Consider the following 12,443-nt stretch of genomic DNA (forward strand, 5'->3'; position numbering starts at 1 on the left):
GGGCAGCTGCGGCGGACCGTCTGGCAGACCGCCGGCGCGTCCGGCGGCCTGGACGCCGGGCTGCTCGCCGACCGCCCCACCGAGGAGCGCGCCCGCCCGTACTGGACGGTCACCTGGGCCGTCCCGGTCGGCGCCGACGGCGGCCCGCAGCGGCCCGCGGTCGCCCCGGTGCTGCACGCGCCCACGCCCAGCGACGAGCCGCTCGGCCTGCCCGCGCTGCTGATCGCCTCCTACCCGCTGGACTCCACCCGCCGGCACGTCGCCCCCGGCCCGCTCACCGACTTCCTCACCGAGCGCGCCGCCGACGCCTACGCCGACCTGCTGCGCGCCCGCGGCGCCGACCTCGGCTCGCTCGGCCTGGTGCCCGGCCCGCTCGGCGACGGCGCCCTGGACAACGCGCTGCGCGCCGCGATCCTCTCCCGGCTGCCCGGCACGCCGTTCCTGCCCCACCCCGGCCGGGTCGAGGAGGACACGCCCGCGCTGCGGCCGCGGGACGCCACGCTCCTGGAGGGCGCGGACGGCTCGGTGGTCGAGGCGCTGGCGCCGATCTTCCCCGGGCTGCTGCCGGCGGGCCTGGAGCGCCGGACCGAGCTGCGGGTGCTGAACGTGCGCCGGGTGCCGCTGGCCGAGGTGGTCGACCAGCTCGGCGGCCTGGACCGCGAGCCCGCCTGGTGGCGCAACCTGTACGCGGCGCTCGGCGCGGCCGACCCGGAGGCGCTCGGCGCACTGCCGGTGCCGCTGGCCGACGGGCGGACGGTCACCGGCCCGCGCCGCGTCCTGCTGCCCTCCGACGACGCCGACTGGGCGGCCTTCCCCGGCTACCCCGGGTCGCTGGCCGGCGCGCTGGCCCTGCTCGACCTGCGCCTGGCGCACCCGGAGGCGGCGCACCCGCTGCTGGCCAAGCTCGGGGCGGGCACCGCCACCCCGGCCGGCGTGCTGGACACGCCCGAGGTGCGGGCCGCCGTCGCCCGCTCCTACGCGCTGGCCGAGGACGACCTGGAGGCCGCCGTCGACCTCGCCGACTCGGTGCTCTCCCTGGTGAAGGCGGCCGCCCCGGCGGTCGGCGAGCACCCGTGGCTGGCCCGGCTGGCGCTGCTGGACGACGAGGGCGAGCCGGCCCGCGCGGGCGAGCTGATCCTGCCCGACAGCCCGCTGGCCGCGGTCGCCCGGGAGGACGACGCCGGCTGGGTGGACGACGAGCTGCTGGACCGCTGGGGCCCGGACGTCCTGGCCGCCGCGGGGGTGCTGGCGGACTTCGTGCTGGTCCGCGCCGAGGACGTGGTGCTCGACCCGGACGACCTGGAGCGGCTCGACCCGACCGCCCCCGCCGACCGGGCCGCCGGCGGCCACCCCACCGGCCTGCTGGACGAGGCGCCGGACGGCCTGGCCGAGTGGGCCGAGGACGCCCTGGAGGCGCTGCACGCCGACGACGAGGACGCGGTGGGCGTGCCGCCGGTCGCCGCCGAGCTGCTGGCCGTCCGCGACCTCGACCTGGTGGACGACGACGCCTGGCCGGAGGCGCTGGCCGCGCTGGCCCGCCCGCCGTACCGGGACGCCGTGGTCAACCCCGTCCGCACCCTGCTGCCCGACGGCTCGTACGCCGACCTGCCGCCGTACACCGCCTGGTGGCTGCGCGACCACCCGGTGCTGGACGGCCGCGAGCCGGCCGGCCTGCGTGCGGCGGGCGCCGACCCGCTGCTGCGCGGCCTCTACGACGAGGCCCGGACCACGCTGGACGAGCAGTTCCTGCACGCGCTGGGCGTGCGCACCACGCTGGCCGCGCTGCTGGCCGAGCCGCACGGCCCGGAGGAACTGCTGGACCGGCTGACCGACCCGGCCTCCGAGGTCGGCCACCGTCAGCTGCACGGCATCCACACGGCACTGGCCCGGGTCGAGGCCGAGCGGGTCGAGCCGCTGGACGTCGTCCGGGCGCTGCCCCCGCTCGACCCGGAGACCGGGCGCCGGCCGGCCCGCACGGTGCTGGTGGACGCCACCGAGGCGGTCGTCGCGGACGCCCCCGACCTGGTGCAGCTCCTGCACCCGTACCCGCTGCTGCCGGTCGCCCCGGCGCTGGCCGCGGACCTCGCCGAGCGGCTGCACGTCTCGCTGGCCAGTGAGGTGGCCGGCGGCCGGGTGCTCTCCGAGGGCGTGCTGCACCGGGTGCCCGCCGTGGTCCGGGAGCTGCTGCCCGGCTGCCCGGTGGCCTACGAGGAGCACGAGGAGCTGCTGGTGGTCGGCCCGGACGGCGACGAGGCCGCCGTGGACTGGCGGTGGGACACCGCCGCGGACACCCCGGAGGCGCCCTACGACCCGGATGCGGCCGAGGCGGAGGACGAGGACGACGAGTTCGAGCTGCCGCCGGTGGCCGGGCTGCTGCACGCGGCCACCCCGGAGGGCCTGGCGGCCGGCCTGGCCTGGTCGGTCGGCCAGTGGCACCGCCGGTTCGAGGTGCTGGCCGCGCTCACCGAGCCGGACCGCGCCTACGAGCTCTCCGCCGCCCGGGACTTCGAGGGCTAGCGGGTCGGCGGGCTACGAGGGCCGGCCGGTCGTCGGGCCGGCGGGTCAGCGGGTCAGCGGGTCCGTCCTCCGGGGCGGACCCGCCCGCCGCGCCGGAGCCTCCGGTAGAGGCCGGCCGTCGTCGCCGGCCAGACCACCGCGACCAGCAGCTTCGCCGCCCTGGGCACCCACGGCTCCGAGGGGACGGCCACCGCCGTGGCCGTCATCACCCAGCCCGCGCCCAGCAGCGCCGACACGGTCAGCCCGGCCGCCAGCAGGCCGCCGAGGAAGGCGGTGAACGCCTCCACCTGTCCGGTCTCGCGCTCCGCCTGCCCGGCTCGGGGCTCCGCCCGCCCGCTCCCGCGCTCCGCCTGCCCGGCTCGGGGCTCCGCCCGCCCGCTCCCGCGCTCCGCCTGCCCGGTTTCGCGCTCTGTTTCCCCGCCCCTGCCCCGGTCGGTCATGTCGGCACCCCCTGGAGGCATCATCCACGGCGGGCGGGCCGTCCGGGCGCAGACCGCGGGACCGGCGTGTCAGGCGTCCGCCCTGCGCCTCATGAAGCGCCAGGTGATCTCCAGCGTCACACCGGCGATCAGCGCGATGACGACGGCGATCCACGGGTCCCGGGTGCCGGCCAGCGAGAGCTCGAAGAAGTCCGACAGCGCCGGCACCATCAGGACCAGCGCGAACGCGCCGGCCATGGTGCCGATCAGCAGCAGCCGCCACCAGTTGTACGGGCGGGCGACGATGGCGAGCACCCAGAGCGCGACCAGGAACAGCGTCAGGGTGGCCACGCTGGTGTCGGCCTCGAGGTCGGTGGCGTGGTTGGCGCGGGCCAGCGCGTAGGCGACGAAGGTCGCGGTGCCCGCGATGATGCCGCCGGGCACGGCGAACCGCAGGACGCGGCGCACGAAGCCGGTCCGGGCCCGCTCGTTGTTGGGCGCCAGCGCCAGGAAGAAGGCCGGCACGCCGATGGTGAGCGTGGAGAGCACCGTGGAGTGCCGGGGCAGGAACGGGTACGGCGAGTGCGTGAAGATCACCAGCAGGGCGAGCAGCACCGAGTAGACCGTCTTCACCAGGAAGAGCCCGGCGACCCGCTCGATGTTGCCGATCACCCGGCGGCCCTCGCCGACCACCGAGGGGAGGGTGGCGAAGGAGTCGTTCAGCAGCACGATCTGGGCGACCGCCTTGGTCGCGTCGCTCCCGGTGCCCATCGCCACGCCGATGTCGGCGTCCTTGAGGGCCAGCACGTCGTTGACGCCGTCGCCGGTCATCGCCACGGTGTGCCCGCGGGACTGCAGCGCGCCGACCAGCTCGCGCTTCTGCTGCGGGGTGACCCGGCCGAACACCGTGGTCCGCTCGGCGGCGTCGGCGAGCCCGGCGGGCTCGGCGGGCAGCGTCCGGGCGTCCAGCGGGTTTCCGGCCCCGGGCAGGCCGAGATGGGCGGCGACCGCGCCGACCGAGACGGCCGCGTCGCCGGAGATCACCTTCGCCTGGACCTGCTGCCCCTCGAAGTAGCGCAGGGTGTCGGCGGCGTCCTGCCGCAGCCGCTGCTGGAGCACCACCAGGGCGAGCGGCTGGAGGCCGTCGGCCGGGTCCGGGGCGTCCAGCGGGACGGGCGTGCGGCCGAGCAGCAGGACCCGCAGGCCCTTCGCGCCCAGCTCGTCCACCTCCGTGAGGGCGGGGTGCCCGGCCGGCAGCAGCACGTCCGGCGCGCCGAGCAGCCAGCTGGCCTCGCCGCCCTGTGGTTCCAGCAACTGCACGCCGCTCCACTTGCGGGCGGAGGAGAACGGCATCGCCTCGATCACCCGCCAGCCGTTGCCGCCGCCGTTGCTCCCGGCGCTGCCGCTGCCGTCGCCGCTGCCGTTGCCGTCGTCCGTGCCGTAGGCGTCGATCACGGCCTGCATCGACGGGTTGGGCCGGGCGTCGGCGCCGGCCATCACGCCGAGCGCCTGCTTGATGACGGCCGGGTCGGCCGGGTCGGCCGGGGCCTGCCGGGCGGGCGGGGCGTCCGGGGCGTCCGGGGCGTCCGGTCGCTGCCGGCCGTCGGCCCCGGGGACCTGCGGCAGGGTGCGCAGCTCCACCACGTCCATGCCGCCCTCGGTCAGGGTGCCGGTCTTGTCCAGGCAGACGGTGTCCACCCGGGCCAGCCCCTCGATCGCCGGCAGTTCCTGCACCAGGCACTGCTTGCGGCCGAGCCGGACCACGCCGATCGCGAAGGCGACCGAGGTCAGCAGCACCAGCCCCTCGGGGACCATCGGCACGATGCCGGCCACCATCCGGCGGACGGCCTCCTTCCAGTCCCGGCCCTCCACCGCGAGCTGGCTGATGACCAGGCCGACGGCGGTGGGGATCAGCAGCCAGGTGATGAACCGCAGGATGCTGTCGATGCCGCTGCGCAGCTCCGACGCGACCAGGGTGAACCGGCTGGCCTCCTCGGCGAGCTGCGCCGCGTAAGCCTCGCGGCCCACCTTGGTGGCGGTGAACGCGCCCGCGCCCGCCACCACGAAGCTGCCGGACATCACCTGGTCACCGGGCTGCTTGAGGACGGGGTCGGGCTCGCCGGTGAGCAGCGACTCGTCGATCTCCAGGCCGTCGGCCTCGGTGACCTCGCCGTCGACGATCACCTTGTCGCCGATGCCGAGCAGCACGGTGTCGTCCAGCACGATCTGTCCGGTGGGGATCTGCTGCACGGTGCCGTCCCGGCGGACCTGCGGCCTGGCCTCGCCGATCAGCGCGAGGCTGTCCAGGGTCCGCTTGGCGCGCAGCTCCTGGACGATGCCGATCGCCGTGTTGGCGACGATGACCAGGCCGAACAGGCCGTCCTGGATCGGACCGACGACCAGGATGATGCCGAACATCACGCCGATGATCGCGTTGAACCGGGTGAAGACGTTGGCCCGGACGATCTCCCGGGCCGAGCGGCTGGACCGCACCGGGACGTCGTTGACGTCCCCGCGGGCGACCCGTTCGGCCACCTCGGCGCTGGTGAGGCCGCCGCGCCGTCCGGGCAGCAGCCCGAGCGGGTGGGCACCGTCGTGGCGGGTGCTCTCGCTGTCGCGGTCCCGGTCGCCGGGCGTTTCGTCCGCGGGCTGCGCAGGCTGCGTCATGGCACCGACTCTACGGGCGCCTTATGTCCGATGCGTGCTACTAAAGGGCTATTCAGTCCGACCGGGTGGCCGGGTCCGCGCCGTTCCCTTCGGCGGCCGACTCCGCGGCGGCGGCCTCGGCCGCGCGGCTGCGGGCGATGGCGTCGCGGCGGGCGCGGCAGTACCAGAGGCCGATCAGGCCCAGGCCGGCGCCGGACAGGCAGATCCACGGCCAGCTGCCGTGGCCGTGCTCGGAGAGCGTGCTCTGGAAGGGGACCAGCGCCAGGAAGGCGGCGAACCACAGCACCGTGCCACCGCCGACGATGGCGACGTCGTTGGCCTCCAGCGGCGGGGGCGAGGGGTGCAGCGGGGTCTTCGGCATGCGCCCTAGCGTACGGCTCCGGGGCGCGGTGTCCGCTACTGTGCCGGATGCGTTCGCTCCGCTTCGGGTGCCGAAGGGTCTACGCGCGAAGATAGCGTGTGTGCGATCGGGGAACCCATACTGAGGCTTCCGGTTGGCCGTGCCATGCCCAGGACGCCTGTGTTCACGCCCGTCCCGCCGGGTTGCGCCCGGCCACCGTCGCTCCGGGCGTCCACCCCTCCTCAGCCCCCACCAGAGGACGCACGCATGCCTGTGGCCCAGCCGACCACCCAGTCGCCCGAGCCCGCCTCCACCGCGCCGAAGCCCCCCGCCGGCGCGCTGGACCGCTACTTCCGGATCACCGAGCGCGGCTCCACGCTGCCGCGCGAGATCCGCGGCGGCATCGCCACCTTCTTCACCATGGCCTACATCCTGGTGCTGAACCCGATCATCCTCGCGAGCGCCACCGACATGACCGGCGCCCACCTGGACAGCGCCCAGCTGGTCACCGCCACCGCCCTCACCGCGGGGCTCACCACCCTGCTGATGGGCGTGATCGGCAACGTCCCGATCGGCCTGGCCGCCGGCCTCGGCGTCAACACCATCGTCGCCCTCCAGCTCGCCCCCAAGATGACCTGGCCGGACGCCATGGGCATGGTGGTGCTGGCCGGCTTCGCGATCCTGGTCCTGGTCGCCACCGGCCTGCGCGAGCGGGTCATGAACGCCGTCCCGCTCGGCCTGCGCAAGGCCATCGCGATCGGCATCGGCCTCTTCATCGGCCTGGTCGGCCTGGTCGACTCCGGCTTCGTCAGCCGCATCCCGGACGCCGCCCACACCACCGTCCCGGTGCAGCTCGGTGGCAACGGCCACCTGCTCGGCTGGCCGGTCCTGGTCTTCGTGCTCGGGCTGGTGCTCACCCTGGTGCTGATCGTCCGCAAGGTCCCCGGCGCGATCCTGCTCTCCATCGCCGCGATGACCGGCCTCGCCGTGGTGATCGACAAGCTCGCCGACATCCCGGCCCTCAACTGGGGCCTCACCGTCCCGACCTGGCCCGGCAACCCGGTCGCCGCGCCCGACTTCGGCCTGGTCGGCAAGGTCAGCCTGTTCGGCGGCTTCGAGAAGGTCGGCGCGCTCACCGGCGTGCTCTTCGTCTTCACGGTGCTCATGTCGTGCTTCTTCGACGCGATGGGCACCATCCTCGGCGTCGCCGACGAGGCCCACCTGCTGGACGAGAAGGGCGACCTGCCGGGCATCAACCGGATCCTCATGGTCGACGGCATCGCCACCGCCGCCGGCGGCGCCACCTCCTGCTCCGCCAACACCTGCTACGTCGAGTCCACCGCCGGCGTCGGCGAGGGCGCCCGCACCGGCTTCGCGTCGGTCGTCACCGGCCTGCTCTTCGTGGTGGCCCTCTTCCTCACCCCGCTGGCCACCATGGTCCCCGCCCAGGCCGCCACCCCGGCCCTGGTCGCCGTCGGCTTCCTGATCCTGGCCAACTCGGTCAAGGAGATCGACTGGGCCGATTACACCCTCTCGATCCCGGCCTTCCTCACCATCGTGATGATGCCGTTCACCTACTCCATCACCAACGGCATCGGCTTCGGCTTCATCACCTTCTGCCTCCTCCGCCTTGCGGCCGGCCGCGGCCGCGAGGTCCCCGCCGCCATGTACGCGGTGTCGGCGGTCTTCGCCTTCTACTACCTCATGCCGGCCCTCGGCCTGCTGTGATGCACGGCTGAGCCGTGGATGCCGTCGGCCCCGTCCTCCACGGAGGACGGGGCCGACGCCGTGTCCGGGGGCCGGCCTTCAGACCTCCTGCTCGATCCGCTCGAAGATGTCCGCGTCGGTCTCCTGCTGCCAGCCGGGGAGCGCGTCCCAGTCGGCGACGTAGCCGGGCTTCGGGTCCTCGATGTGCTTGTAGATCTGGGCGATCCAGCACAGGGCGACGAACCGGCCCTTCTGCTCCCGGTTCAGCTTGGCGGTCGTGCCTCCGCTCACGACGACGAAGTCTCGGACCTGGCCGAACACGGCGGCGGCGCACCGGCGCTCCCACTCCGGGGTCTCCTCCCACGGCGTGACATACCCCGGCTTCGGTTCACCGGGGAAGTGCTTCGTGACCCCGGCGATCCACGCCTCGCGGAAGATGCGACCGTCTTCGTTCTGCATGCTGAATCCTTTTGTCGTTTCAGGATGGGATTGCGGGCAGGCTCGCGATCTGACTGCTCAGGGTGGAAACGCGCCGGTCGTTCATGAACGGCTCAAGATGCCCCAGTAAGCCCTGTGGTTTGCGGCTCACGTATCCCGATCCGCTCTGCCGGACGAGCTCCAGGGCTTGACCGGCGTAGGACAGCAGATGATCGGTGTCCTTGCGTTGGACTCCGAGTATCGCGAGATCAGTGAGAACGCTCCCCTGGCGGCGCAAGGAAAGCGTCTGGCTCAGAGCCTCTGTCAGTGCCTTCTCGGCGAGATCGGGCCGCCCGAGTGCGATGTAGCAGGTGCCTCGCTCCTCGGCCAGCCGCGAACCGTCGAACCTGAGCCAGCCGCTGTTGTGAACCCGGCCACTCAAGGCGTGAACCTGCCCGGCATGGTCCAAGGCTCGTGTGCAGGAGTCGAGATCGCCCAGACCGGCAAAAACCTCGGCCTGGACGGCAGCGACCCAATGGCGCGTTGAGAGCTCCTGGTCACCGCGCTGAGCCAGGGAGGATGCGGCACTGAGCATCGGCACGGCCTTGGCGAACTTCCGCTCGTGCAGGCTGATGAAGGCGTGCCGTGTCAGCGCGCATGCCCACAGGTCGTGGGCGGCGGCTTCCCGGGCTGCGCTGGCCGCGAGCGTGTAGCAGTGTGCGGCATCGGTATATCGATTGCCGTCGAAGAAGACCTCTCCGGCAAGCTGGAACAGGTCCGCAGCGAGGGTGCAGAGCTGCCTGTGTGCGGCTTCCCCGTGCGTCCGCACAAGGACGGCGACAAGAAGTGACGCCCGCTCAGGCTGAGGAGCAGGCCGCCTCGCGTGGCCTGCTCCGCTCCGTCGCTGATGATCTCGGACGCGGGATCCCGGACGAGTGGGTCAAGGCGTTCACGGCGGTCCCTCGACACCTGTTCATCCCGGACCGGATCTGGGTGGGTGACGACAACGAGCCGCTGAGCCGCGCCGAGGACCCTGGTGGATGGCTGAGCGCCGCGTACGCGAACGCCCCGGTGGTCACACAGGTGAACGACGGTGCCGAACCGTCGGACGGTGAAGTGTGGCCGTCCTCGTCCGCGTCGATGCCGTCGGTCGTGGTTCGCATGCTGGAGGACCTCGATGTCCGTGAAGGCCTGAAGGTACTGGAGATCGGGAGCGGCACCGGCTGGAACGCGGGCCTCCTCGCGTACCGCCTGGGCGAAGCCAACGTGACCACGGTCGAGGTGGACGCGCAGGTGACCGCCGCTGCCCGGGCCGCGCTGGTCCGGGCCGGACTGCACCCCGAGGTGATCTGTGCCGACGGCGGCGCCGGCCGGCCGGCCGGTCAACCCTTTGACCGGATCATCTCCACCTGCGCCGTGAACCGGGTGCCGACCGCGTGGCTCGATCAGGTGCGCGCCGGCGGGGTCATCCTCACACCATGGGAGAACCCCTGGATCGGCTGGGGAACGCTCCGGCTGACAGTGCACGACGACCGCGCGGAGGGCCGGTTCTTGCCGTACGGCTCGTTCATGCTGATGCGCGGTCACCGCTCCGATCTGCGCATCTTCCGTGATGTGGTGTGCGATGAGCACGTACCCCGAACGAGTCGGCGACCGATCTGGACCCCTGGGCGGTGGCCGGCCCGGACCTCGACGCCCGGTTCGCCATCGGCGCCCGCCTCGGGGACGTCTGGCACGCCCGCCAGCATGACCCGGACGTCGAGGGGGTCGCGGTGCGGTTGTGGCTCGCCACGACCGATGCGTCGTCCTGGGCGGCCGTGGACTGGGACGGCACCAAGGGCGCAGGCAGCTTCACCGTCTGGCAGTACGGCAGGCGGCGGTTGTGGGACGAGACCGAGGCCGCCTACCGGTGGTGGATCGACACCGGTCGTCCTGGCCCGGAGCGGTTCGGCCTCACGGTGACGAAGGAGGGACAGGCCGTCTGGCTCGACGTGCCTTCCGATCGTGCCCGGGCCGCCGGTCCGGTCTGAGTGCAGCAGGTGAGCGACGGGCCCGCTCCCCACGCTGGTGGGGAGCGGGCCCGTCGTAGTTCCAGGGGGCTCGTGCGGGCTCAGTCGTCCTCGGGGAACTCGAACTCGTGGGACTCCCGGCGGTAGGGCGCGGGGACCTCGGCGAGGCGGTTGGCGGGCCAGAGGTCGGCGCGCTCGCTGAGGCTCAGTGCGCCGTCCAGACGGACCAGCCAGACGTCCTCGTAGTCGAGGTGGAGGACCGCGTCGCCCGGCACCCGGGAGAGCAGGGCGACGGCGAGGCGGACCATGTCGTCCTGCTGGCCGGAGATGTCGTCGTCCTTGCCGAGCCGGAGGGCGACCGAAACGGTCGGGGTGAAGGCACGGCCGCCGATCAGCGGGTCGCCCCACGGGGTGGGCTTGCGCGTCACCACGCGCGTCCAGGTGCCGTACGCCGTGGTCGCGCCGTCGTCGAGCAGCACGTCGGCGGTCGTGGACGGGTCGAAGAGCCGCAGCGAGCGGGCGACCTCGGCGAACTCCTGGGCGACCGCGGCCGTCGGCAGCGGGGTCACGAGTTCGAGGCTGTAGGAGATGGCCATGTTCGTCTTTCTCTGTGTGGCTCTTACCGGCTCGGTCCGGCGGAGAACGGCTTAGGGAGCAGTCCGGACAACGCCTAGGGGTACAGGGGGACCACGTTGCCGGCCTTGTCGATCACGGTGACCTCCTTGAGACCGTCGATCGGCCAGTCGTTCAGCTGCTTGCGCATGGCGGCCAGGTCGACGTCGCTGTCGGACAGGTTCAGCACGATACGGTCCGCCTGGCCCTCGTCCACCTTCTTCTGCATCCCGGTGGCGATCGAACGCGGGTTCTTGGCGGTGGGCGCGTAGCAGTCCATGACCTCGCCCTCGACGCGGTAGTCGGGGTTCTTGGTCGTGTCGGTCAGTTTCGGGTTCTGTTCGACCTTGTAGCCGTTCTTCGCCAGGATGTCGGCCGACTCGTTCTCCCGCGTGAACGCGCGCCTGGTCGTGTCGTCGGCGTTCTTGGGGATGTTGGTGGTGTGCCCCTCCGGGGTGGCGTTGGGGTCGGTGGCCCGCGAGGGCTGGGTCCGGACGTTCGGTGTGCTGCTCCCGCCGCCTCCGCCGTTGCCCTCCATGTGGACCCGGTTGGGTCCCACCGCGTCCTGGGCGATCTGACTCGCACCCACGCCGGCCAGGCCGAGGCCGGAGGCGATGACGCCGGCGGACACGACGTTGAGCGGCACGCCGAGGGCCGCGCCGGCTCCGGTGAGGTCGAGGCCGAAGCCGAGGACCTCGCCGCCGGCGCCCAGGGCCGCGAGGCCGAGGCCGCCGGCCACCTCCAGGGCCGCGCCGGGGTTGTGGAGCATCGCGTTGCCGACGGAGGCCAGGTCCTCGACGGCGACCTGGCCGACGTCGAGGAGGAAGTCCCCGGCGTCGGAGAAGAAGTCGCCGATGTCGTCGAGCCAGTCCGGCTCCTCGGGGGCCTTGTCGCGCACCTTGGCGATCTTGTCGGCGGCGGTGTCGCCCGCGCTCTTGAGCTGGCTCCGCGCGGTGTCGAGCGTGTGCCGGGCCGTCCCGCGGGCGCCCTCGCCCGGGTCGGTGAACGGCAGGTCGTGGCCGGCGTCCTTCACCGCGTCCTGGTGTTCGGACTTGGCCTTGCTCGTCGCGGCCTGGGCCGCGTCCCACTGCCGGATCGCGTCCGCGGCCTGCCCCTGGGCCCAGGCGAGGGTCGTCCCGTAGGCGGTGAGGGCGGTGGCGGCGTCGTGGAAGCAGTCGCCCGCGTCCAGCCACTTGGTGGGTTCGCCCTCGAAGGCCTCCCGAAAGGCGTCACCCGCGTCCCCGGACCACCCGTCCGTGGTGTCGATCTTCTTGAGGCCTTCGCCGGCCGAGTGCAGGGTGTCGCCGTAGCTCTTGAGCCAGGCGCTGGTCGAGGAGACCGAGTCCGGGTCGCCCGGAACCAGTTCCTTCGGGTCGGAGGTCTCTCCCAGTTCCTTCGCCACTACTTCGCCCCAGGATCCTTGCCGCTGTCGCGGCTCAACGTGCCGTCGAGATGGCCGACGATGCGGCCGTCGACCTCGCGGTAGGCCTTCACGCTCGCGTTCAGCCGCTGGGAGACCGCCTGGCCGTCCTTCGCCAGGTTCTCCACGCCGATCTCCCAGCGGGTGCAGAACTTCTCCAGGACGTCGGCCAGGTGACCGTGCCCGATGTCGTCCTTCTTCGGGTCGAGGTCGCTGACCTTCTTGAACTGCATCTTCGCCAGGGTGTCGGTGATGCCCGAGGCCGCGGCCTCCAGCGCACCCAGGTCGACCTTGAATCCCTCCGCCATGGACCCTCCCCGTCGTCCTCTGTTCGG

General features: G+C 73.0%; 11 protein-coding genes and 1 pseudogene. 4 read left to right on the forward strand and 8 right to left on the reverse strand.

Annotation, left to right across the window (positions count from 1 at the left end; genetic code table 11):
* Nucleotides 1-2,517 (forward strand): molecular chaperone Hsp90 (locus ABZ885_RS01955; RefSeq protein ID WP_360182168.1); only part of this gene is annotated, 2,517 nt, incomplete at its 5' end.
* Between the two features lie 53 nt (nt 2,518-2,570).
* On the opposite strand, the gene ABZ885_RS01960 is transcribed toward ABZ885_RS01955, so the two are convergent.
* The 3 genes from ABZ885_RS01960 to ABZ885_RS01970 all read right to left on the reverse strand — a co-directional run bounded on the left by ABZ885_RS01960 (nt 2,571) and on the right by ABZ885_RS01970 (nt 5,964).
* Entirely contained in the window at nt 2,571-2,804 is a 234-nt protein-coding gene (locus ABZ885_RS01960) for a hypothetical protein (RefSeq protein ID WP_360182171.1), read from the reverse strand.
* Nucleotides 2,805-3,026: 222 nt separating this feature from the next.
* The gene (locus ABZ885_RS01965; protein ID WP_360182174.1) at nt 3,027-5,603 is read right to left on the reverse strand and encodes an HAD-IC family P-type ATPase; all 2,577 of its coding nucleotides are present in this window, start codon (nt 5,601-5,603) and stop codon (nt 3,027-3,029) included.
* A gap of 52 nt (nt 5,604-5,655) precedes the next feature.
* Nucleotides 5,656-5,964 (reverse strand): DUF2530 domain-containing protein, encoded by a 309-nt coding sequence (locus ABZ885_RS01970; RefSeq protein ID WP_360182177.1) that lies wholly within the window; start codon nt 5,962-5,964, stop codon nt 5,656-5,658.
* Between the two features lie 246 nt (nt 5,965-6,210).
* On the opposite strand from ABZ885_RS01970, the gene ABZ885_RS01975 reads away from it, so the two are divergent.
* On the forward strand, nt 6,211-7,671 hold the full coding sequence (locus ABZ885_RS01975) for an NCS2 family permease (RefSeq protein ID WP_360182180.1): 1,461 nt from the start codon (nt 6,211-6,213) through the stop codon (nt 7,669-7,671).
* Nucleotides 7,672-7,749: 78 nt separating this feature from the next.
* On the opposite strand, the gene ABZ885_RS01980 is transcribed toward ABZ885_RS01975, so the two are convergent.
* Together ABZ885_RS01980 and ABZ885_RS01985 are read right to left on the reverse strand one after the other, a co-directional pair.
* Entirely contained in the window at nt 7,750-8,109 is a 360-nt protein-coding gene (locus ABZ885_RS01980) for a hypothetical protein (protein WP_360182183.1), read from the reverse strand.
* 19 nt (nt 8,110-8,128) lie between these two features.
* Entirely contained in the window at nt 8,129-8,896 is a 768-nt protein-coding gene (locus ABZ885_RS01985) for a transcriptional regulator (protein ID WP_360182186.1), read from the reverse strand.
* Between the two features lie 332 nt (nt 8,897-9,228).
* On the opposite strand from ABZ885_RS01985, the pseudogene ABZ885_RS01990 reads away from it, so the two are divergent.
* Together ABZ885_RS01990 and ABZ885_RS01995 are read left to right on the forward strand one after the other, a co-directional pair.
* Nucleotides 9,229-9,492, forward strand: a pseudogene (locus ABZ885_RS01990) (methyltransferase domain-containing protein); the annotation flags it as partial.
* Between the two features lie 248 nt (nt 9,493-9,740).
* Entirely contained in the window at nt 9,741-10,097 is a 357-nt protein-coding gene (locus tag ABZ885_RS01995) for a hypothetical protein (protein ID WP_360182317.1), read from the forward strand.
* A gap of 80 nt (nt 10,098-10,177) precedes the next feature.
* Here the strand turns inward: ABZ885_RS01995 and ABZ885_RS02000 are convergent, their stop codons facing one another.
* The 3 genes from ABZ885_RS02000 to ABZ885_RS02010 all read right to left on the reverse strand — a co-directional run bounded on the left by ABZ885_RS02000 (nt 10,178) and on the right by ABZ885_RS02010 (nt 12,416).
* Nucleotides 10,178-10,672 (reverse strand): SitI3 family protein, encoded by a 495-nt coding sequence (locus tag ABZ885_RS02000; protein ID WP_360182189.1) that lies wholly within the window; start codon nt 10,670-10,672, stop codon nt 10,178-10,180.
* A 74-nt stretch (nt 10,673-10,746) separates the two neighbouring features.
* A complete protein-coding gene (locus ABZ885_RS02005) occupies nt 10,747-12,090 on the reverse strand; it encodes a putative T7SS-secreted protein (RefSeq protein WP_360182192.1) in 1,344 nt (447 codons plus the stop codon).
* Nucleotides 12,090-12,416, reverse strand: a complete 327-nt coding sequence (locus ABZ885_RS02010) for a hypothetical protein (protein WP_360182195.1) — start codon at nt 12,414-12,416, stop codon at nt 12,090-12,092. The genes ABZ885_RS02005 and ABZ885_RS02010 overlap by 1 nt, the downstream gene beginning before the upstream one ends.
* Nucleotides 12,417-12,443 lie beyond the last annotated feature (27 nt).

The sequence above is a fragment of the Kitasatospora sp. NPDC047058 genome, assembly GCF_040643935.1.
In the GTDB taxonomy this organism is placed as follows: Bacteria; Actinomycetota; Actinomycetes; order Streptomycetales; family Streptomycetaceae; genus Kitasatospora.